Annotated in this window: 23 protein-coding genes; 12 read left to right on the forward strand and 11 right to left on the reverse strand. The window is 71.5% G+C overall.

Annotated elements, in window-relative coordinates; genetic code table 11:
- Window positions 1–142 precede the first annotated feature (142 nt).
- The gene (locus tag A3Q40_RS00600; protein WP_068099351.1) at window positions 143–1,549 is read right to left on the reverse strand and encodes a hypothetical protein; all 1,407 of its coding nucleotides are present in this window, start codon (window positions 1,547–1,549) and stop codon (window positions 143–145) included.
- Window positions 1,550–1,620: 71 nt separating this feature from the next.
- Here A3Q40_RS00600 and A3Q40_RS00605 point away from each other — a divergent pair, with 71 nt between their 5' ends.
- Window positions 1,621–2,373: an isocitrate lyase/PEP mutase family protein gene (locus A3Q40_RS00605; protein WP_068099352.1), complete on the forward strand. Its 753-nt coding sequence runs from the start codon at window positions 1,621–1,623 to the stop codon at window positions 2,371–2,373.
- Window positions 2,374–2,381: 8 nt separating this feature from the next.
- Here A3Q40_RS00605 and A3Q40_RS00610 read toward each other — a convergent pair whose 3' ends face one another.
- The 8 genes from A3Q40_RS00610 to A3Q40_RS00645 all read right to left on the reverse strand — a co-directional run bounded on the left by A3Q40_RS00610 (window position 2,382) and on the right by A3Q40_RS00645 (window position 9,580).
- Window positions 2,382–4,625 carry an AAA family ATPase gene (locus tag A3Q40_RS00610; protein WP_068104794.1) on the reverse strand — a complete coding sequence of 748 codons (2,244 nt, stop codon included), beginning with the start codon at window positions 4,623–4,625 and terminating at the stop codon, window positions 2,382–2,384.
- Window positions 4,622–5,536, reverse strand: a complete 915-nt coding sequence (locus A3Q40_RS00615; protein WP_068104795.1) for a CDP-alcohol phosphatidyltransferase family protein — start codon at window positions 5,534–5,536, stop codon at window positions 4,622–4,624. Before A3Q40_RS00615 ends, A3Q40_RS00610 begins: the two co-directional genes overlap by 4 nt.
- Window positions 5,536–6,249 carry a phosphatidylserine decarboxylase gene (locus A3Q40_RS00620; RefSeq protein WP_068099353.1) on the reverse strand — a complete coding sequence of 238 codons (714 nt, stop codon included), beginning with the start codon at window positions 6,247–6,249 and terminating at the stop codon, window positions 5,536–5,538. The genes A3Q40_RS00615 and A3Q40_RS00620 overlap by 1 nt, the downstream gene beginning before the upstream one ends.
- 114 nt (window positions 6,250–6,363) lie before the next feature.
- Window positions 6,364–6,636 carry a GlsB/YeaQ/YmgE family stress response membrane protein gene (locus tag A3Q40_RS00625; protein ID WP_068099354.1) on the reverse strand — a complete coding sequence of 91 codons (273 nt, stop codon included), beginning with the start codon at window positions 6,634–6,636 and terminating at the stop codon, window positions 6,364–6,366.
- A 136-nt stretch (window positions 6,637–6,772) separates the two neighbouring features.
- On the reverse strand, window positions 6,773–7,966 hold the full coding sequence (locus A3Q40_RS00630; RefSeq protein WP_068099355.1) for a PQQ-dependent sugar dehydrogenase: 1,194 nt from the start codon (window positions 7,964–7,966) through the stop codon (window positions 6,773–6,775).
- Between the two features lie 47 nt (window positions 7,967–8,013).
- On the reverse strand, window positions 8,014–8,466 hold the full coding sequence (locus A3Q40_RS00635) for an SRPBCC family protein (RefSeq protein ID WP_068104799.1): 453 nt from the start codon (window positions 8,464–8,466) through the stop codon (window positions 8,014–8,016).
- Between the two features lie 89 nt (window positions 8,467–8,555).
- Window positions 8,556–9,011, reverse strand: a complete 456-nt coding sequence (locus A3Q40_RS00640; protein ID WP_068099356.1) for a hypothetical protein — start codon at window positions 9,009–9,011, stop codon at window positions 8,556–8,558.
- Complete coding sequence (locus A3Q40_RS00645) at window positions 9,002–9,580, reverse strand: RNA polymerase sigma factor (RefSeq protein ID WP_068099357.1); 579 nt, start codon at window positions 9,578–9,580, stop codon at window positions 9,002–9,004. The genes A3Q40_RS00640 and A3Q40_RS00645 overlap by 10 nt, the downstream gene beginning before the upstream one ends.
- Before the next feature lie 144 nt (window positions 9,581–9,724).
- Between A3Q40_RS00645 and A3Q40_RS00650 the strand changes: the two genes are divergently transcribed.
- The 6 genes from A3Q40_RS00650 (at window position 9,725) to A3Q40_RS00675 (ending at window position 12,559) form a co-directional block, all read left to right on the forward strand.
- Entirely contained in the window at window positions 9,725–10,213 is a 489-nt protein-coding gene (locus A3Q40_RS00650) for an Asp23/Gls24 family envelope stress response protein (RefSeq protein ID WP_068099358.1), read from the forward strand.
- Window positions 10,210–10,566, forward strand: coding sequence for a hypothetical protein (locus tag A3Q40_RS00655; protein WP_068099359.1), 357 nt, complete (start codon window positions 10,210–10,212; stop codon window positions 10,564–10,566). The genes A3Q40_RS00650 and A3Q40_RS00655 overlap by 4 nt, the downstream gene beginning before the upstream one ends.
- On the forward strand, window positions 10,563–10,859 hold the full coding sequence (locus A3Q40_RS00660; RefSeq protein WP_068099360.1) for a hypothetical protein: 297 nt from the start codon (window positions 10,563–10,565) through the stop codon (window positions 10,857–10,859). The genes A3Q40_RS00655 and A3Q40_RS00660 overlap by 4 nt, the downstream gene beginning before the upstream one ends.
- 128 nt (window positions 10,860–10,987) lie before the next feature.
- Window positions 10,988–11,167 (forward strand): DUF2273 domain-containing protein, encoded by a 180-nt coding sequence (locus A3Q40_RS00665; protein WP_068099361.1) that lies wholly within the window; start codon window positions 10,988–10,990, stop codon window positions 11,165–11,167.
- Window positions 11,160–12,011 carry an Asp23/Gls24 family envelope stress response protein gene (locus tag A3Q40_RS00670; RefSeq protein WP_068099362.1) on the forward strand — a complete coding sequence of 284 codons (852 nt, stop codon included), beginning with the start codon at window positions 11,160–11,162 and terminating at the stop codon, window positions 12,009–12,011. The genes A3Q40_RS00665 and A3Q40_RS00670 overlap by 8 nt, the downstream gene beginning before the upstream one ends.
- Window positions 12,008–12,559, forward strand: coding sequence for a hypothetical protein (locus tag A3Q40_RS00675; RefSeq protein ID WP_068099363.1), 552 nt, complete (start codon window positions 12,008–12,010; stop codon window positions 12,557–12,559). The genes A3Q40_RS00670 and A3Q40_RS00675 overlap by 4 nt, the downstream gene beginning before the upstream one ends.
- Window positions 12,560–12,574: 15 nt before the next feature.
- On the opposite strand, the gene A3Q40_RS00680 is transcribed toward A3Q40_RS00675, so the two are convergent.
- Window positions 12,575–12,958, reverse strand: coding sequence for a DUF1304 domain-containing protein (locus A3Q40_RS00680; protein WP_068099364.1), 384 nt, complete (start codon window positions 12,956–12,958; stop codon window positions 12,575–12,577).
- Window positions 12,959–13,252: 294 nt separating this feature from the next.
- Here A3Q40_RS00680 and A3Q40_RS00685 point away from each other — a divergent pair, with 294 nt between their 5' ends.
- Window positions 13,253–13,585, forward strand: a complete 333-nt coding sequence (locus A3Q40_RS00685; RefSeq protein WP_068099365.1) for a hypothetical protein — start codon at window positions 13,253–13,255, stop codon at window positions 13,583–13,585.
- 67 nt (window positions 13,586–13,652) lie between these two features.
- Here A3Q40_RS00685 and A3Q40_RS00690 read toward each other — a convergent pair whose 3' ends face one another.
- Window positions 13,653–14,063, reverse strand: a complete 411-nt coding sequence (locus A3Q40_RS00690; protein WP_371831483.1) for a DUF5997 family protein — start codon at window positions 14,061–14,063, stop codon at window positions 13,653–13,655.
- Window positions 14,064–14,133: 70 nt separating this feature from the next.
- Between A3Q40_RS00690 and A3Q40_RS00695 the strand changes: the two genes are divergently transcribed.
- Genes A3Q40_RS00695 through A3Q40_RS00710 form a run of 4 tightly spaced genes read left to right on the forward strand, consistent with a single transcriptional unit; the run spans window position 14,134 to window position 18,540 of the window.
- Window positions 14,134–15,048: a LysR substrate-binding domain-containing protein gene (locus tag A3Q40_RS00695; RefSeq protein ID WP_235606384.1), complete on the forward strand. Its 915-nt coding sequence runs from the start codon at window positions 14,134–14,136 to the stop codon at window positions 15,046–15,048.
- A complete protein-coding gene (locus tag A3Q40_RS00700) occupies window positions 15,045–16,706 on the forward strand; it encodes an FAD-dependent oxidoreductase (RefSeq protein ID WP_068099367.1) in 1,662 nt (553 codons plus the stop codon). The genes A3Q40_RS00695 and A3Q40_RS00700 overlap by 4 nt, the downstream gene beginning before the upstream one ends.
- A 23-nt stretch (window positions 16,707–16,729) precedes the next feature.
- The gene (locus A3Q40_RS00705; RefSeq protein WP_068099368.1) at window positions 16,730–18,199 is read left to right on the forward strand and encodes an ATP-binding protein; all 1,470 of its coding nucleotides are present in this window, start codon (window positions 16,730–16,732) and stop codon (window positions 18,197–18,199) included.
- On the forward strand, window positions 18,196–18,540 hold the full coding sequence (locus tag A3Q40_RS00710) for a UBP-type zinc finger domain-containing protein (RefSeq protein WP_068099369.1): 345 nt from the start codon (window positions 18,196–18,198) through the stop codon (window positions 18,538–18,540). The genes A3Q40_RS00705 and A3Q40_RS00710 overlap by 4 nt, the downstream gene beginning before the upstream one ends.
- The last annotated feature ends 77 nt before the right edge of the window (window positions 18,541–18,617 follow it).

Consider the following 18,617-nt stretch of genomic DNA (forward strand, 5'->3'; position numbering starts at 1 on the left):
GTGGGGGCGGCGGGGTGTCGGACGAATCGATGGCGCCGTGAGAATCCGGCGTTCCGGGACGACCGTGCAATCCCATCTTACGTGCCCGGTGACGGTGCCGTTCCGGCAGGGATACCCACGGGGGGTAGGGGTATACGGGCGATCAGCCGCGTCGGGACAGCGTGACCAGCCGTAGGACCGCCACCGCCGACACTCCGAGGAGTAGGTAGGTGGAGGTGGGGTCGACGGTCAGAAGTGTGTCGAGGCTGTTGTAGCCGAGGAGGCTGACACTTCCGGTTCCGTCGTCAGACTGGGAGATGGATGCGCCGAGAGACTCGGCGAGCTCGAAGTCGATCACTTGCCGCGGCACCGGCGCCGCCGTCGACAGCAGCAGCGCGAAGCCCGGCAGGGCGAGGGCGAGGGGCCGGACCGTCGGGTGTGGTGCGTGCGAGCCGGGTGACCCCGCCGCGCCGACGAGCAGGACCGGCAGGGCGACCGCCACGACACCCAGGGCGACGGCCGGGGCGGGCTCGACGTCCAGCAGGCCGGCGGTGGCGGGAGCGGCGGCGAGCGCCACGGCGGCGATCCACGACATGATGCGCCCGACCGGCAGCAGCCACGCCACGAGCGCCCCCACCACGAGCCCGGCGAGACCGACGGCGAGCAGCGCGGTGACGGACGACGCCGTTCGGGCCAGCGTGTTCCACAGGGCGACAGCAGCGGTCGTGGCGAGGACGGTCGCGACGACGGTGCGGGCGTCGGCTGCGTCCCAGCGGGCGGCCACGCGGTCGATCACGACGAGGGCGACGACCAGCGCGGCGATCGCGTAGGCCAGGGAGTACTCGCCGGCGCCCACGACGTCGACGCCGACCCGGCACACGACGGCGACGAGAACGGCGTAGAGCACGAGCCGGAGAAGGTCGCGGTTCGGCGCGTCGGGCACGTCGGGCACCGTCTCGGTCCGTCGCAGGTCCGGCCCCGGCAGGGTGGCGGCGGCGACGGCCGCGGCGACGGCGGCGCCGACGAGCCACCAGGCGGGCTCACCGAACACGCTGCTGCTGTCGATCCGCAGCGCCACGAAGCCGTCGGTGGTGGCCCGCGTCGAGGCGACGGCCAGTGCCGTCCCGCCGAGCAGGCCCGTCGCGAGTGCGAACCAGCCGAGGCGTGACCGGTGCACCCCGTGGAGGGCGAGTCCGAGCAGCACCCCTGCGGCCACGGATTTCACCCCGTGCAGGGCGATGAGCACGGACAGGCTCGCGGACTCGGGGATGGCGACCTTGGTGAACGCGAGCAGCACGATCGCGACGACGGCGAGGATCCACGGCAAGCGCCGCGCGCGTCCGGCGACGGCGAGGAACAGTGCCGCGACGACCACGGCCAGGACCTGGCCGACGATCGTCGCCGTCGACTGGGCGGACTGCCAGCGGAGGAGGTCGTCGACGCCGGCGGCGAACGGCCACTGCGCGGTGCGGGGACCGGACCATGCCACGGCGACGAGCGCACCGGACGCGCACGCGGCGACAGCGGGAACGGCCCCGGCGGCGGGGAGGTCGGCGCGCAGTCGTCTCACTGCATCGAACCTATCGGGTCCCGCTCGGCGCACCGGGAATGCGCGTCGGGCGGAGGGGGTTCGTACCCAGCATGACGACACTCGCGCAGAAGGCCACCACGCTCCTCGACCTGCACGTTCCGGGCACCCCGGTCATCCTCCCGACGGTGTGGGACGCCTGGTCCGCGAATCTGGCGGTCACGGCCGGGTTCTCGGCGTTGACGGTGGGTTCGCACCCCGTCGCGGACTCGGTGGGCAAGTCCGACAACGAGGGCATGACGTTCGAGGATCTGCTCACCCGCGTCCGACAGATCACCGCCGCGGTCGACGTCCCGATCTCCGTCGACATCGAGTCCGGCTACGGCGAGGACCCGACGCGGCTGATCGAGGGCCTGATCGACGCGGGCGCCGTCGGCCTGAACATCGAGGACACCGTGCACGGCGAGGGCGGCCGACTCCGCGAGGCGCAGGAGCACGCCGACCTGGTGGGCGCACTGCGCGCCGCGTCCGACGCCACCGATGTGCACGTGGTGATCAACGCCCGCACCGACCTCTTCGTCAAGCAGGTCGGCGACGAGAACGACCGCGTCGACCGCGCCATCGCCCGGATGAAGCTGGCGGCCGCGGCCGGCGCCGACTCCCTGTACCCGGTCGGGTTCCACTCCGACGACGACCAGAAGCGCCTCACCGCCGAGCTGCCCCTGCCGGTCAACGCCATCGGACACCCGGTGAAGAACACCCCGTCGGCGCTCGCTGCCCTGGGTGTCGGCCGGGTCAGCTTCGGTCCGCTGTTCCAGGCGGTGCTCGCCGAGCGCGCGACCGAGGTGCTCGGCGCCTGGCGCTGATCGCGTTCCTAGCGAGAGATGCTGTACGCCTGCAGCGCCGCGACCTGAGCGGCGTCCAGTGACGGCCGGACGGCGTCGCACGCCCGTGCGACGTCGTCCGCAGTCACCACGGCGGCGTCGACGTCGCGGCGCATCGCGGTGAGCGCAGCTTCCCGCAGCAGAGCGGCGCAGTCCGCGGCGGAGTAACCGTCGAGATCCTCGGCGAGAGCGCCGAGGTCGACGTCCTCGGCCAGCGGGACCGAGCGGCCTGCCGTCGCCAGAATGGCCCGCCGCGCGTCGGCATCGGGCGGCGGCACGAAGACCGCCTTCTCCAGTCGGCCCGGTCGCAGGAGAGCGGGGTCGATGAGTTCGGGCCGGTTGGTCGCCCCCAGGACGACGACGTCGCGCAGCGGCTCCACGCCGTCGAGCTCGGTGAGCAGCGCGGCGACCACGCGGTCCCCGACTCCGGAATCGCTGCTCTGGCCACGGCGAGGCGCCAGCGCGTCCACCTCGTCGAGGAAGATCAGCGACGGCGCGGAATCCCGTGCGCGCCGGAACAACTCGCGCACCGCCTTCTCCGACGAGCCCACCCACTTGTCCATCAGCTCGGCGCCCTTGACGGTGTGGACGCTGAGCTGGCCGGAACTGGCGAGAGCGCGCACCACGAAGGTCTTGCCGCACCCGGGCGGACCGTAGAGCAGAACACCACGCGGCGGCTCCACGCCGAGGCGGGCGAACGAGTCCGGGTGACGCAGCGGCCACAGGACCGCCTCCGTCAGTGCCTGTTTGGTCTCGACCATGTCGCCGACGTCGTCGAGCGTGAGACTCCCGACGACCAATTCCTCGGTGCCCGAACGGGAGAGCGGCCTGATGACGGCCAGCGCGCCGACGAGATCCTCCTGCGTCAGCACCGGCGCTTCGTCGGAGCGATGCGCGCGAGCTGCGGCCTGCACCGCGGCCTCCCGGCAGAGAGCAGCGAGGTCGGCCACCACGAAACCCGGTGTCCGGAGCGCGATCTCCCCCGTCGCAATCTTCTCGGTCGGCACGTCGCGCAACAGCACGTCGAGCAGGCGGGCGCGGCCGGCCGAATCCGGCAGGGGCAGTGTGAGTTCCCGGTCGACCAGCTCGGGATCGCGCAACCGCGCATCGACGGCGTCCGGGCGAGACGTCGTGCACACCAGGGCTGTTCCCGGTGAGTCGACGGCAGCGCGCAACCGGTCGAGCAGCAGCGTCGAGACGGGCTCGGTCTCGGTGGGCAGCAGCGCGTCGACGTCGGTCACGAGCAGCACGGTGGGTTCCCCCGCGGACCGGGCCGTCTCGATCACGCGGGAGACCGCGGCCAGCCGATCGTCGGCGGCGGTGGATCCCACCGAGGGGCCGTCGATCTCGACGATCCGGCGCGTCGCGGCGACGGCGCGCACCATCGTCGCTTTCCCGACGCCGCCGGGACCGGTGACCAGCACGCCCAGCCGCGCGGAGGCGCCCAGGGTGCGCAGCAGGTCGGGCCGGTCCAGCGCCAGTTCGAGCCACTCGCTCAGGGTGGCGGCCTGCTCCCTCGCTCCCACCAGATCATCGACGGCGACGGGTGGTTCCGACGTCTGCGGTTCGGGTTCGACGGCTCGGCCGGGCCGTGCGTCCGACGAACCGGACGGGGACGCCGCACCCGCACCTCGGGTCACCGACGTGTTCGGTTGGATGCTGACCGGCCCTGCGGGATCGGTCGAGGTCACCGTGAGCAGCTCGGTGGTCCACGCGACGCCGACGGTGCGCGCGAGTGTCGTCGAGACGGACGCCGTGGACGTGCCGGGGCCCAGGTCGCGGGGCAGGAGGGAGACCGCGTCGCCCGCGGTGACCACCTTGCCGAGCAGGGCGCGTCGCAACGTCACGTCGTCGAGCGCGGCCACAGCTGTCCCGCCATGCACGGTGACCGTGGTCCCGCCCGCCACCCGGACGGGACGGACGACCACGGTGGCGTTCTCGGTCAGGCCGGTGTTGGAGAGCGTGACGTCGTCGAGCAACGCGATCCCGCTGGTCGAGGCGGTGCTCGCGGCGACTCCACCGATGGCGCCGGCCGTCGCGGCGACTCCACCGATGGCGCCGGCCGTCGCGGCGACCACCACGGCCGTCCGGCGGGATCCGACGAGTTCCACCGCATCCCATTCGCGCAGCCCCAGGGCCGTCAACGCCTCGGGGTGGAGACGGACGATGCCGCGACGCGCGTCGGCGGCCGAGGTGGTGAGCCGGACGGTCAGGGACAGCTCGGGGGTGCTCACCGGTCGTCCCGCGGAACCGGTGGGCGCAGCCGCAGCCGCGCCGAGCTCCGACCGGCGCGCGCCGGGCGGCGTCGACGCACGATGCCCGGCCGTTCCCGACGCGCGGCCCGACGCACCGCGCGGCGCTCGGCGGGCTTGGCCTCCCACGTCTCCGGACGCGCCGCGACCCACCGCTTCGAGCGGATCGCGAACGGGATGTGCGCCAGGTACATCGCGATCAGCACGATGAGCAACACGAACGGGAAGGTGATCAGGGCTGCGCCGGCGACGCCGACCGCGACGAGCAGGATGGCGGCCATGCGCGGCGGCACGGACACGCTCTTGAGGGCCAGGGTGGGAATACGACTGACGATGAGCAGCGCGGACAGCACCACCCAGGTGGCGACGACGTAGTACGAGGACCACCACCCTGTGCCCCACTGTTGTTGCACGGCAAGCGGAGTCAGCGCGATCAGCGCCCCGGCGGGCGCGGGGACTCCCACGAAGTACTCCCCGGCGAACGCGGGTCGGGAGTCATCGTCGATGAGGGTGTTGAACCGCGCGAGGCGCAGGACGATCGACACCGCGTAGATCAACGCGATGACCCACCCGCCGCTGCTGCCCTCGAGCAGCGTCACGTACAGCACCAGGGCCGGGGCGACGCCGAAGGAGATCGCGTCGGCGAGGGAGTCGAGTTCGGCCCCCATGCGCGACGTCGCGTCGAGCATCCGCGCGATGCGTCCGTCGAGCGAATCGAGCACGGCCGCGGCGCCGATCATGGCCAGCGACAATCCGAGTCGGCCGTCGAGGCCGAATTTCACCGCCGAGAGCCCGGCGCACAGTGCGAGAACGGTGACCGCGCTCGGCAACAGCCGAACGGGGCCGGTGCGCCCACCCTCTCCGTCGGAGACGGTGGACTCCGCGGCGGCGATCACGGCAGTTCGGCGAGCACGGTCTCGGCGCCGACCGCGCGCTGGCCCGGCAGCACCGCCAGGCGGGATCCCTCGGGGAAGTAGGTGTCCACGCGGGAGCCGAAGCGGATCAGCCCGTAGGTGTCGCCGATGGTCAGGGTGTCACCCGCCGACGCCTGGTTGACGATGCGGCGAGCCAACAGGCCGGCGATCTGCACGACCGCGAGATCGTGTCCCGCCGGGGTCCGCAGGTGCATCGAGGTGCGCTCGTTGACCACGCTGGCGTCGGCGAGGTCCGCCGAGAGGAACTGGCCCGCCTTGTGGACGACGTCGATCACCTCGCCCGACACGGGGACACGCTGGACGTGGACGTCCAGCACCGACAGGAAGATGCTGACGCGCGGCAGCGGCTCGGTCCCGAGGTCGAGTTCCGCCGGGGGCACGGCGACGTCGACCAACGCCACCTCGCCGTCGGCGGGAGCGACGACGACGCCCGCCCGGTTCGGGGGCACGCGCGGCGGGTGACGGAAGAAGCCGGCCATCGCGCCCGCGGTGAGGAGCGAGGCGGTGCGTACCGCGCGGCGACGACGGCCGAGTGCGGCCACGGCGAGCGGTGCGGCGACGAACGGGGCGCCCGCAGGATGCAGCGGCGGAATCGACGAGCGGATCAGATCCACGACGTGGCCGAGACCGGTCGGTTCGGGGGTGCCTGCTGGGACGGGGCGTCGGGCCACGATCTCCTCTTACGTCGAACGGATGTGCCGGAGTGGGAAACCGACCGGGCCGCGGAGACGGCTCGGGGCCCCTCACGAGGTTACGTGAGGGGCCCCGAACGGTCCGGAGACGGATCAGACGCGCGAGCCGCGTCCGGTGACCGCCTTGACGATGAACAGCAGGATGCAGGCGCCGATGAGGCACGTGACGAAGCTGAAGATGATGCCGCCGCCCTTAACGTCGACACCGACCGCCTGCAGCAGGAATCCACCGAGCAGGCCGCCGATGATGCCGACGACGATGTTCAGGATGATGCCCTGCTGGGCGTCGGTCTTCATAATCTTGCTGCCGATCCACCCGGCGAGGCCGCCGATGATGATCCAACCGATGATGCCCAGACCCAACATGATGAACCTCTTCCGACTCGGTGACCGACCCGAGGTCCGGGTCGAACGTCGGCAATCGGCTACCCGAGCCCCCGTCCGGTGAAACGCAGCGCCCGGCCCGGGGGCATCACGATCGAGCCTCGAAACGGTCTCGAGGTCACGTCTGCGGAGCGACCAGCAGGACGGAATCCGTTTCTCCGTTGTCCGTGGTCACGAGCAACGTGCCGTCGGGCTGCGCCGAGACGGTCCGGATCCGACCGAACTCGCTCAGTTCGGGCAGGGTGGTCTGCTCGGTGACGGTGGTGCCGTCGTCGGACAGACGGAGCAGCAGCACCTGCTGACCCTTCTGCACTCCCACGGCGAGTGCCCCGTCCCAGGCGCCCCAACCCGATCCGGTCAGGAACGTTCCGGACGCCGTCGCCACGGTGCTCGGCCCCGAACTCCACACCGCGCCCAGCGCGCCCGGCACCCGGTCCGGATCGGTCATGGGCACCGACTCGTCGTACCCGGATCCACTGCGGTCCGGCGACCACCCGTAGTTGCCGCCGGGGGTCAACAGATTGACCTCGTCGTCGCGTGAACTGCCCTGCTCCACCGAGTACACCCGGCCGGTGCCGGGCTGCTCCGCGAGTCCCTGGACGTTGCGGTGACCGAGCGTGAACATCGGCGACGCCGGATCCGGATTGTCGGCCGCCGGCGCACCCGTGGCGGCGTCGACACGCAACACCTTGCCGCCCAACGAGTTCCGGTCCTGCGGAACCGACGGCTGCGCCGCGTCGCCCGTGCCGATCAGCAGCGTGCCGTCGTCGGCCGGGAGGATGCGGCACCCGCCGTGCCGACCCGTCGACACCGGGAACCCGTCGATCACCGTGCGCTCGCGGGTCAGGCCCGACCAGTCGGGGGCGACGGTCCACGCCACCACTCCGACGGAGCGGCCCCCGCCCGACTCGATGCCCTGGCACGTGTACGCGGTGCGGTCCTGCTCGAACCCGGGGGACAGCGCCAGCGCCATCAACCCGGTCTCCGACGACGCGACGAGGTCCGACAGGTCCGCCGACATCGGCGTGGGCTCCGCCCCCGGGCGCACCGCCGTGAACGAGCCGGCGCGCTCGGTGAAGAGGATCGTCCCGTCGGGCGCCTTCGCCACGTCCCACGGATGGTCGAGCCCGTCGGCCACCACCTCCACCGACACCGGCGGCGGTGCCGTGTCCGCGATCGGCGGCGCGGTCGTGGTGGCGGGACTGCTGTCCGCCCCCGCCTCCGAAAAACTGCACGCGGCCGAACTACACGCGGCTGCGGCGAGTCCCGCCGCGAGGGCGACGGCGGTCAGGGCGGCCGGTCGGCGAGTCATGCCTCCACCGTACGGACGCGACGCCGGATTCGTCCCGATCGCAGCGGTTACGACTCCGCGGCTGCCTTGATCTTGGCCAGCGTGGCGTTCATCCCCCGCTCGAGCTCACCGTCGAAGTTGCGCTGGCCACCGAACGCGACCCGGATGAGCAGGTTGGACACCGCCGTCGTTCCGCCCGGTGCCTCACGACGCTCGGTGACGCGGGTGCCCGTCTCCGTCGGCTCCAACTCGTAGGACCAGATCGTGTGGTTCTCCGTCACCCGGAACGCCAGCCGGCGCTCCGGCTCGAACCGGACCACCTTCGCCGACGTCGGCCAGACCAGGGGACCGCGCTTGTTGAGGTTGATCGTGCGGGTGCCCAGCTTCGGCTCGCCGCCCAGCACCGCCATCTTCTTGCACTGCGGGCTCCACTCGCCCATGCGCTTCAGGTCGGAGACCACCGCCCACACCGCGGCCGGTGGGGCCTGGACGTCGATGGTGGCGGACAGAGAGGTGGACATGGCGAATCGGTCCCGTCGTCGGTGTCCGTGACCGGACGTCACGGCATCGACCGCACTGTAACCGGACGCGAAGCCCGCGGGTGCGAACGTCAGGGCGCCACGACGTCGACGACGTGGATCCGCACGTTGCTGGGCGACACCCGGACCCCCACCACCTCGGCCAGGGCGTCGACGACGCGGGTCTCGATGGCCACGACGAGCTCGTCCAGGTCCTGCAGGTAGGGGATGGCGATGTCGAGACTCGCCCCGATCAGTCGTCGGCCGTCGACGTCGAGTTCCACCGCGCGGACCCGACTGGGCAGGCCGCCCAGAGCGCGGAGGACGGCCAGCCGGACCACGTGATCGCCGATCCGCAGCGTGTCGCCCGCGGCCTCGGACGGGAAGGCGGCGTCGATCGGGGTGGTGCGCCGAGTGGTGCGCCGGAGGGTCTCGAGGATGGCCGCGCTGACGGTCACCCAGGACGGGGTCTCCTCGTCCCGCAGCTCGCGCGCCGCGCGGTCGAGGATCGGGTCCGCACCGGCGCCGTCGTCGAGTGTCACCGCCATGGGGCCATCCTTTCGCTCAGAGTTCGTCGAGCACGGGTGACCTGTCCGCGGACCGCGGACGGGGACATCGACAGCGTCTCCCCGATCTCGACGTGGGTCATTCCCTCCACTTCACGGAGCAACCAGCACGATCGCTGGACTTCCGGCAGATCCGACAGCGCGCGGCGGAGAGCGACGAGGAAGTCGGAGCCGGTGGCGACCGAGGCCGGATCGTCGGCCGCGACGGCGTCGCCCACCGCGTCCTCGAACAACCAGTCCTCCGCGGGACGCGGCACGCGACGCCGCGTCGCGTCGATGGCCTTGTGGTTGACGATGCCGAACAGCCAGGTCCGCAGCGCCGATTCCGACCGATAGTGCTCGAGGCTCTTCCAGGCTGCGACGAACGCGTCCTGCACGATCTCCTCGGCCAGCCCGTCGTCACGCACCATGTTGCGGGCGAAGCGATACATCGCCGGGCCGTGGGTACGCACGAGAGTCTCGAACGCCGCCCGATCGCCGAGCGCGGCGGCGTTCACGAGGCCGGCGGAATCGTCGGTGCTCGCGGCGGCAGCGGAGTTCGTCGCCTGCATGCCCCCTATTCGGTTCCGCGGCGTCGTGGGACCTATCCGAGGGTTGAACGACGCTTTCTGTGGCATACGTCACACGGGTGCACGCTTTCCCGATCGAGCCGCGACCCACTCCCGACACCAACGACCTGAAAGGATGATTCGGAGATGACTGCATCGACCGGCTCGACCACCTCGGCGGCGAACTCGACCCTGGACAAGTCCACGAACGCCTCGTCCAGCGAGGGAACGGGCGCACTGGTCGCGTCCGACGGCCGCACCACCATTGCCGACGTCGTGGTCTCGAAGATCGCGGGCATCGCCACCCGTGAGGTCAACGGTGTTCACGCTGTCGGCGGCGGCGCCACCCGCGCCATCGGCGCACTGCGCGAGCGCATCCCCGGCGCCCGCGTCAACCACTCGCAGGGCGTGTCGGTCGAGGTCGGCGAGCGCCAGGCCGCCGTCGACATCGACATCGTGGCCGACTACGGCGTCTCCATCGCGGACCTCGCCGCGGGCATCCGCCGCAACGTCATCGACGCCGTCGAGCGCATGACCGGCCTCGAGGTCACCGAGGTCAACATCACCGTTCACGACGTCTACCTGTTCGAAGAGGACAACGACGACGACGAGCCCGCTCCCGCGCGCGTCCGATGACCGGCGCAGCTCCGGCAGGTGACGACATCGCCGACCGCGTGGCTGCGGCCGTGATCGCGGTTCCCGGCGTGGCGTTTCTGCACGGCGGCGTGTTCGGCGAGATCGGGACCTACCTGCCGGGGCGTCGCGTCGCGGGCGTCGCCGTACGGGACGACGCGACCGAGGTGCACATCGCCGTCACCACCGACGCGGTCGTGCGCGACACCGCCGACGCGGTGCGCAGAGCGGTGCGCGCCGTCGTCGACAAGCCGGTGAACGTCCTCGTCGAGGACGTCGTGCCGGTCGACTCGCCGCAGGCCGGGTCGGACCCGTCGGAGTCGAGCGAACCCGGCGGGGGTACTCCCGCCCCGTGACCGACGATCGACGACCGACGCACGACGAGCGCGCCTACCGGGACGCTCGTCGTGCGGCGGTTCGGGAGCATCACCCCGACGCGGGCGGCGACGCCGACGTCCTGATGCGAGTGCTCGCCGACATCGACCGACGATTCGGCGTCGGGGGCGAGCGGACTCGGCCGGCTCGCCCGGTCGACGTCGTCGTGGTCACCTCGACTCCCCGCCGGGTCCTCCGGCTCGTCCGCCGGGCAGGCAAGGCGCTCCCGCGCCGACGGACGTACGTCGACATCACCAGCCCCCAGCGCCCCTGAAATACCGGCCACGAGAACACCCGCACGGCCAACCGAGAACCGCCCCGCCCAGCCCACCCGAAATCCTCCCGCCCAGCCCACCCGAAATCCTCCCGCCCAGCCCCCCACCCCTCCACGATCGGAGCACCATGACCTCCTCCACCATCGGTTTGTTGGCCGGCTTGCTGCTGGCCGTCGCGGCTGCCGCCGGCGGGTTCACCGGTTTCCTGGTCGCGCTCGTGCTCGGGGCCATCGGCTTCGCCGTCGGCGCCTACCGGGACGGCAACTTCGATCCCGAATCCCTGCTACGCGGCCGCGGCCGTGGCTGATCGGAACGACGCGCGGAGTACGGGGGCGGACGTCGCCGACGCCGACCGGGCGCCCCTCGCCGAGCCCGGCGAGCGCGGGTCGCTCACCGTTCTCGACCGCGCGATCGAGCGCATCGCCGACGCGTCCCTCACCCGAACGTCCGGCATCGTGTCGGGCGGCGGCGCCTTCGGGCGCCGCCCGTCCCAAGTGAAGGTGACCCAGGAGGGTCGCGTCGTCCGGGCAGCGGCCGACTGCACCGTGAGCTGGCCGCGACCGGCCGTCGCCGTGGCCGACGACCTGCGACGCGACATCGCGCGCGGCATGACCGACTCCGGTCTGCACGCCGAGTCCGTCGACGTGCGGGTGAGCGACTTCGCCGCGCCCGGCGACCGTGACCTCGTCGCCTCCGCCGGGTCCACCGCCGACCTGCTGCCCGCTCCGCGACCGCTGGCCGCGCCCGCAGCGACGCCCTGGGCGTTGCTGTGGACCCTCGCGCTGCTCGCGGGAGCCGCGGTGCTGATCCGCGACGCTCTCGTGATGTGGAACGCCGTGCCCGGCGAGCCCTGGACGGCGACCGCCCTCGACTACCTCGACGGACTCGGGCCGCAGTCCTGGATGGTGCCGGCCGGCATCGCCGCCGCGGTCCTCGGCGTCCTCATGATCCTGGCGTCGCTGAAGTGGCGCGGCCGCCGGTACCGCCCCAGCGGCATTGCCGACGACGTCTGGATCCACCGCCGCGACCGCGCGAAGCTGACGGCATCGTCCACGGAGCCGTCGACCGGTACGACGTCCGCCGATGCCGATTCCGGTACCCCGACGGTCGCGGGTACGTCGTCGGCCGAGACCAAGGAGGCGACGTCGTGAAACGGAGCACCGCGTTCTTCGATCGGCTCGGCGTGTTGATTCTCGGGGCGGCTCTGGTCGCGCTCGGGGTGGGTGCGGCCCTGTGGCAGCGGGGGTCGTTGCCGTTCACGCTGGACACCCTGGACGTCGGCGTGGTCGCCGACCGTCAGCAGGACGCGTGGTGGCCGTGGGCGTTGGGCGGCGCGGGTGTCGTCCTCGTGCTGATCCTGCTCTGGTCCTTGCTGCGCCGACTTCCCTCGTCCGCCGGGCGCGACCTGACGCTGAGCGCGGACCCGTCGGTGCCGGGTTCGGTCACCGTCGATCTGCGTGCCGTCGCCAAGCAGGCCGCGGACGTCGCACGGGAACTCCCCGGGATTCGGTCGGCGCGGCCCCGCCTGCGGTGGGAGCGAGTCGACGGGACGCGCGTCCCGGTCGTCTCGATCATCGTGCGGACCGACGCGGAGGCCTCGCCGGCCGCTGCCGCGACCGAACTCGCCACGGTGCGGCGGCACGTCGCCGCGGTGGTGGGCGACGGCGCCGTGGCCGTGCGGATCCTGCTCTCGACCTGATTCGGACCGGTCCCGTCAGATCAGAGTGATCGCCGCCGCGACCACGGCCACCGCGCTGGGACCGCCCTGGATCGCGGCGGGACGGAGGAGCGCGCGGTCGGTGGCGGCGAGCACCGAGGCCGCCCCGGCCATCGATCCGCACGCGAAAAGCACGAGCGCGGCGCCGACGTGCCCGTCCCCGAACGCGAGCACCAGCGCGCCCACGGCAGCGCCGACGGCGAGGAACAGGTTGTACCAGCCCTGATTGAAGGCCCAGCGGCGCACGATCCGGGCCTCGGCGTCGTCGCGGACGCCGAACACGCGCCGTCCGGCGCTCTCGAAGGTCACGGACTCGAGGACGAAGATGTAGGTGTGGATCGCGGCGGCGACCAGCGCGGCGATCGTGGCGAGGGCGGTCATCTGCGCAGTATGCGCCCCGACGGCCGCCGACACACCGAGTCCGACACGCCGAGCCGCACAATGGTCAAACAATGGTTTGCGGGAAATTTTGTGGAGACCGTACAAACGAAACGAACGGTATCCATGACATTCGTGTTTGTGGCAGGTCACGAATTGTTACGAGGGTCTGCGTAATGGCTCGGGGCGGCGTACGCTCTCGTCAACGACCGGGATTGTTGTATCGCTCACGTTCCCGTACTCGTTACACCCAGTTTGGACGGCGTCCACGCGGCGCCTCGTATCGGGGAGATGCGGATGTACGAGCTACTCGAGAACCGACGTCCTACGGTCAACCCTGGCCACACCGACCTGGTGCGCGCCGTCTTCTGCGACGAATTCGAGGCCGGCGTGGACCGCGCCGCGCTCGAGTCGATCGACCACGGCGACATCGACCGGTGGGTCACCGACCTGCGCTACACCGGGCTCCTGCTGCCCGACGAGGTGGCCGCCATCGAACGCCAGTGGCTCACCGATCCCGCGGGACTCGTGTCCGCGCTGGTCGGTGGACTCGACGAGGTGTCCGCTCGCCGGACGGCACACCAGGACGCGCGCGTCAGCTTCGCGCGTCGTCGCTCCGCCGCGGTCTGAGTCGACGCGGTCCGATTCGGCGCGGGCTCGGCTGTGGTCGGGCCCGACCCGACCTGCCGGGGTGCGGTCAGCGGTTCTTGGGTGGCCGGTTGGTGCGTTCGCGCCGCTCGATCTCCTTCTCCTTCACGCGAGTCGCCTCGCGCTGGACCTCCACCAGGTTCGCGCGCTCGCGGATCAACCACTCGGGTTCCTCCCCGACGAGTGCGTCGATCTGCTCCTGCGTCATCGCGTCCGACACCCCGTTGCGGGCCAGCGCGGTGTTGGTGACCCTGAGTTTGCGCGCGACCACGTCGCGCGGGAACGGGCCGGTCGCCCACAGTTCCCGCAGCCACTCCGGCGGATCGGCGCGGAGCGCGTCCAGGTCCGCCCGACTGATGCTGCCGGAGCGGAAATCCTCCGGCGCCGCCGGCAGGTAGATGCCGAGCTTGCCCGCTGCGGTCAGCGGCTTCATCGTCTGGGACGCGTCTCCGGTGCTCACGGCACCACCCTATCGGGGTGCCGGTCCCGAGCGACCCATGCCTGTCGTACCGGTGACCTACCCTGATCGGGTGAACGATGCGACCGTCCTGCGCTGGTTCCTCGCGGTCGCCGAGATCGGCGCCTTCGGTCGCGCGGCGCGTGCGCTCTCCATCTCCCGGCAGCGCCTCAGTGCGGCGATTCGAGACCTGGAAGCCGACGTCGGAGAGCGCGTGTTCGTCACCGACGACGCCGGAACCCGCCTCACCCCGACCGGCGAGTCCCTCCTCGCTCATGCCCGTGCCGTCGTCGCGGACGAGGATCGACGACGCGCCGAGCCGGCCCGCGAGAGTCGGCGCGCGCTGCGTATCGGTTTCGTTTCCGGCGTCACCGTGACGAAGTGGACCCGCATCTGGGCGGAGCGATTCCCGGACACGGACCTGACCACCGAGGTGATCGAGCAGCCCGACCAACTGGCCGCGCTGCGCGACGGGCGGGTCGACATGTGTTTCGTCCGCGAGCCCGCCGGGCGCGAGGGTCTCCACGTCGTCCCGCTGTACGCCGAGGTGGCGGTGGTCGTCGTGCCGAAGGACCATCCCGTCGCGGCCTACGACGAGATCGCGCTCGCCGACCTCGACGGCGAATCGCTGCAGGACGCGGGTGACGACGTCGCCGTGACGCTGGAGATGGTCGCGGCCGGGGTCGGTCCGGTGGTGATTCCGCATTCCCTGGCCCGCCTCCACAGCCGTCGCGATCTGGTGTTCCGGCCGGTCACGGACGCGCCGTCGACGCAGGTGTTCCTCGCCTGGCCCGTCGACGACGACCAGGACGACACCGATCTGCGCCAGGAATTCCTCGGCATCGTGCGCGGCCGGTCCGCGCACTCCTCGCGCGCCGCCGCCGAGCGGACGGCGACGTCGCCGACCCACAGCGCTCGCGGACCGCACCGCGCCGGCGGCGGACGCACGACTGCCCGGCCTACCCCTCGGCGAAAGCGAGCACGATGACCGCGCCGAAGCCCGTGTTGCTCACGGTGGACGACGATCCGTCGGTGTCGCGGGCCGTGGCGCGCGATCTGCGGCGAAAGTACGGCGAGGGCTATCGCATCGTGCGCGCCGAATCGGGGGAATCGGCCCTCGACGCCCTGCGCGAGATCGCGCTCCGCGGTGACCAGGTGGCGGTGCTCCTCGCCGACCATCGGATGCCCGGGATGAGCGGGCTCGAGTTCCTCGAACAGGCCATGGACGTCTTCCCGCATGCGCGCCGCGTGCTGCTGACGGCGTATGCGGACACCGACGCCGCGATCGAGGCCATCAACGTCGTCGACCTCGACCACTACCTCCTCAAGCCGTGGGACCCGCCCGAGGAGAAGCTGTACCCGGTGATCGACGCGCTGCTCGAGTCCTGGCGCGGCGCGGATCTGCGACCGGTCACCGAGACCAAGGTGATCGCCGGCCGGTGGGCGTCGCGGTCCAGCGAGATGCGAGAGTTCCTCGCGCGCAACCGACTTGCGTACCGGTGGTTCCTTGCGGACGAACCCGAGGGCGCTCGGCTGCTCGCCGCCGCGGGCCGCGACGACCGCACGCTGCCCGTGGTCGTCTGCGCCGACGGGTCGTTGCTCGTCGATCCCACCGACACCGAACTGGCCGAGTACTTCGGACTGGGGACGACTCCCACCGAGGACTTCTACGACCTGGTCGTGGTCGGCGGCGGACCGGCCGGCCTCGGCGCGGCGGTCTACGGAGCGTCCGAGGGGCTGCGGACGGTCCTGGTCGAGCGCACCGCCACCGGCGGGCAGGCCGGACAGAGTTCCCGCATCGAGAACTACCTGGGATTTCCCGACGGCGTGTCCGGGACGCAGCTGGCCGAACGGGCCCGTCGTCAAGCGGTGAAGTTCGGCGCCGAACTGGTGACGACGCGCGACGTCGTGGGCATCGAGGTGGACGGGCCGGCCCGCGTCGTCCGGTTCGCCGACGGCGCGTCGATCGCCGCGCACGCGATCATCCTGGCCACCGGGGTCGCGTACCGGCGTCATCCCGCGCCCGGCGTCGACGACTTCGCCGGTCGCGGTGTGTTCTACGGCTCGGCGACGACGGAGGCGGTGGCGTGCTCGGATCGAGACATCTACGTCGTCGGAGGCGCAAATTCGGCAGGTCAGGCGGCGATGTACCTGTCTCGCTGGGCACGGTCGGTGACCATCGTCGTGCGGGCGCAGTCGCTCGAGGCGTCGATGTCGCACTATCTGATCCGGCAGATCGAGCAGAACCCGACCATTCGGGTGCGGGCGTGTACGGAGGTGGTGGGCGCGGAGGGCGACGGTCACCTCGAGCGCATCACGCTCCGCTCGGTCGACGGCGAGCACGAGACCGTCGAGACCGGCCACCTCTTCCTGTTCATCGGGGCTCAGCCGCGCACCGACTGGCTGGGCGAGGACGTGGTGCGCGACCGGCACGGGTTCGTGGTCTCCGGTCAGGATCTGACGGTGGACGGTGCCCGGCCCCGCGGATGGACCGCCGATCGCCCGCCGCACCACCTCGAGACCAGCGTGCCGGGAGTGTTCGCGGCCGGTGACGTCCGCGCCGACTCCGCGAAGCGCGTCGCGTCCGCCGTCGGCGAGGGCGCGATGGCGGTCATGCTGGTACACCGGTACCTGGCTCAACCCTGACGGACACCGACGGAAGGCCTGCGATGAGCGACGTCGTCGACTGCGATCCGGACGAGCTGCAGAGCCTGTTCCTGTTCGAATCGCTCACCGCCGAGCAGCGGGAGCAACTGTGCCGGTGCGGTCACGTCGAGGTCGTCGATCCCGGCCCGGTCTACGCCGAGGGTGACGACGCCACCTGCTTCTACGTACTGCTCGACGGCGAGATCACGCTGTCCAAGCTCTCCGGCGGCGAGGCCATCGAGATCAACCGGACGTCCGAGCGCGGCGTCTACGCCGGTGCGTGGCAGGCCTACCTCGGCGATCGTGCGCCGCAGCGGTACATGGCGTCGATGGACGTCGTGCGGCGATCGCGCTTCTTCGTGCTGGACGCCGACGTGTTCGGCGCCCTGATGCGCGAGTGGTTCCCCATGGCGGTCCACCTGCTCGAGGGGCTGTTCTTCGGGCAGCAGAACACCAAGGCCGTCATCGACCAGCGTGAACGGCTGCTGGCGCTGGGGTCGCTGTCGGCCGGACTCACGCACGAGCTCAACAACCCCGCCGCCGCGGCGGTCCGGGCCACCGCGGCTCTGCGCGACCGGGTCTCCCACATGCGTCGCAAACTGGCGGTGATCGCGTCGGGCAGCTACGACACCGACGCCCTCACCGCCCTCATGCGGCTGCAGGACCAGGCGGCCGAGCTGGTGGGCAAGGCGCCCGACCTGACACCGATGGAGACCGCCGACCGCGAGGACGAGCTCGGTGAATGGTTCACCGACCACGGCATCGCCGACGGGTGGGATCTGGCCCCGACCTTCGTCGCCGCGGGGTTGGACGTCGCCTGGCTGGACCGGGTGGCCGCGGACGCGGGCGACGGACTGCTCGAGAGCACGGTGCGGTGGTTGAACTACACCGTCGAGACCGAATTGCTCATGTCGGAGATCGCGGAGTCGACGACACGCATCTCCACGCTGGTGGGCGCGGCCAAGCAGTACTCGCAGATCGACCGAGCGCCCTTCACCCGCGTCGATCTGCGGATGCTGCTGAAGAGCACGTTGGTCATTCTGGCCGGGCGACTCGGCGACGGAGTCACCGTCGTCAAGGACTTCGACCCGGACCTGCCGGAGGTCGCCGCCTACGCCGCGGAGTTGAACCAGGTCTGGACCAACCTGATCGACAACGCGGTGGCCGCGATGGGTGGGACGGGCACCCTCACCGTGCGCACGCGGCGGGACGGCGACAACGCCGTCGTCGAGATCCGGGATTCCGGGCCGGGGATTCCCGCGGAGGTGCGGAACCGCATCTTCGAACCGTTCTTCACCACCAAGCCGGTGGGCGAGGGAACCGGGCTGGGACTGGACATCTCACGGCGCATCGTGGTGAACAAACACGGCGGCGACCTCTGGGTGGAGTCGGTGCCCGGAGACACCGCGTTCGTCGTCCGGTTGCCGCTGAACGGGCCACGTGGTCTTCCGGGCGCGGGCCCGGTGGAGGAGACGGAAGGCGAGGGGACATGAGCGAGCGGGCGATCGATCCGACGGTTCCGCCGAGCGGGCCGGGGTGCGTGGAGTGCGAGGCCGGCGGCGGGTGGTGGGTGCACCTGCGACGGTGCGCTCGGTGCGGGCACGTGGGCTGTTGCGATTCCTCGCCCGCACAGCACGCGAGCGCCCACGTCGCGGCGACGGGACATCCGGTGGTGCAGTCCTACGAACCGGGCGAGACCTGGTTCTGGGACTACCGCCGCGAGGTGATGACCGCGGGACCGGAACTTGCTGCGCCGCATCATCATCCGCGCGAACAGACCGTGCCCGGGCCGGCCGAGCGGGTGCCGGCGGATTGGCGCGATCACGTGCACTGACCCCGTCGCCGGGTGCGTACCGAATCGTTACGTCGTGCGTCCCTCGCGGCCGGGACGGGGCCGGTATGGTTCGCCCT

It is taken from the genome of Rhodococcus sp. PBTS 1 (genome assembly GCF_001620025.1).
Lineage (GTDB): Bacteria > Actinomycetota > Actinomycetes > Mycobacteriales > Mycobacteriaceae > Rhodococcoides > Rhodococcoides kroppenstedtii.

What these genes read in the sequence shown, in the direction of transcription:
- A3Q40_RS00605 (WP_068099352.1), top strand. Translation starts at nt 1,621, where the DNA reads ATGACGACACTCGCGCAGAAGGCCACCACGCTCCTCGACCTGCACGTT.
- A3Q40_RS00625 (WP_068099354.1), bottom strand. Translation starts at nt 6,636, where the DNA reads ATGTTGGGTCTGGGCATCATCGGTTGGATCATCATCGGCGGCCTCGCC.
- A3Q40_RS00630 (WP_068099355.1), bottom strand. Translation starts at nt 7,966, where the DNA reads ATGACTCGCCGACCGGCCGCCCTGACCGCCGTCGCCCTCGCGGCGGGA.
- A3Q40_RS00635 (WP_068104799.1), bottom strand. Translation starts at nt 8,466, where the DNA reads ATGTCCACCTCTCTGTCCGCCACCATCGACGTCCAGGCCCCACCGGCC.
- A3Q40_RS00640 (WP_068099356.1), bottom strand. Translation starts at nt 9,011, where the DNA reads ATGGCGGTGACACTCGACGACGGCGCCGGTGCGGACCCGATCCTCGAC.
- A3Q40_RS00645 (WP_068099357.1), bottom strand. Translation starts at nt 9,580, where the DNA reads ATGCAGGCGACGAACTCCGCTGCCGCCGCGAGCACCGACGATTCCGCC.
- A3Q40_RS00650 (WP_068099358.1), top strand. Translation starts at nt 9,725, where the DNA reads ATGACTGCATCGACCGGCTCGACCACCTCGGCGGCGAACTCGACCCTG.
- A3Q40_RS00655 (WP_068099359.1), top strand. Translation starts at nt 10,210, where the DNA reads ATGACCGGCGCAGCTCCGGCAGGTGACGACATCGCCGACCGCGTGGCT.
- A3Q40_RS00665 (WP_068099361.1), top strand. Translation starts at nt 10,988, where the DNA reads ATGACCTCCTCCACCATCGGTTTGTTGGCCGGCTTGCTGCTGGCCGTC.
- A3Q40_RS00680 (WP_068099364.1), bottom strand. Translation starts at nt 12,958, where the DNA reads ATGACCGCCCTCGCCACGATCGCCGCGCTGGTCGCCGCCGCGATCCAC.
- A3Q40_RS00685 (WP_068099365.1), top strand. Translation starts at nt 13,253, where the DNA reads ATGTACGAGCTACTCGAGAACCGACGTCCTACGGTCAACCCTGGCCAC.
- A3Q40_RS00700 (WP_068099367.1), top strand. Translation starts at nt 15,045, where the DNA reads ATGACCGCGCCGAAGCCCGTGTTGCTCACGGTGGACGACGATCCGTCG.
- A3Q40_RS00705 (WP_068099368.1), top strand. Translation starts at nt 16,730, where the DNA reads ATGAGCGACGTCGTCGACTGCGATCCGGACGAGCTGCAGAGCCTGTTC.
- A3Q40_RS00710 (WP_068099369.1), top strand. Translation starts at nt 18,196, where the DNA reads ATGAGCGAGCGGGCGATCGATCCGACGGTTCCGCCGAGCGGGCCGGGG.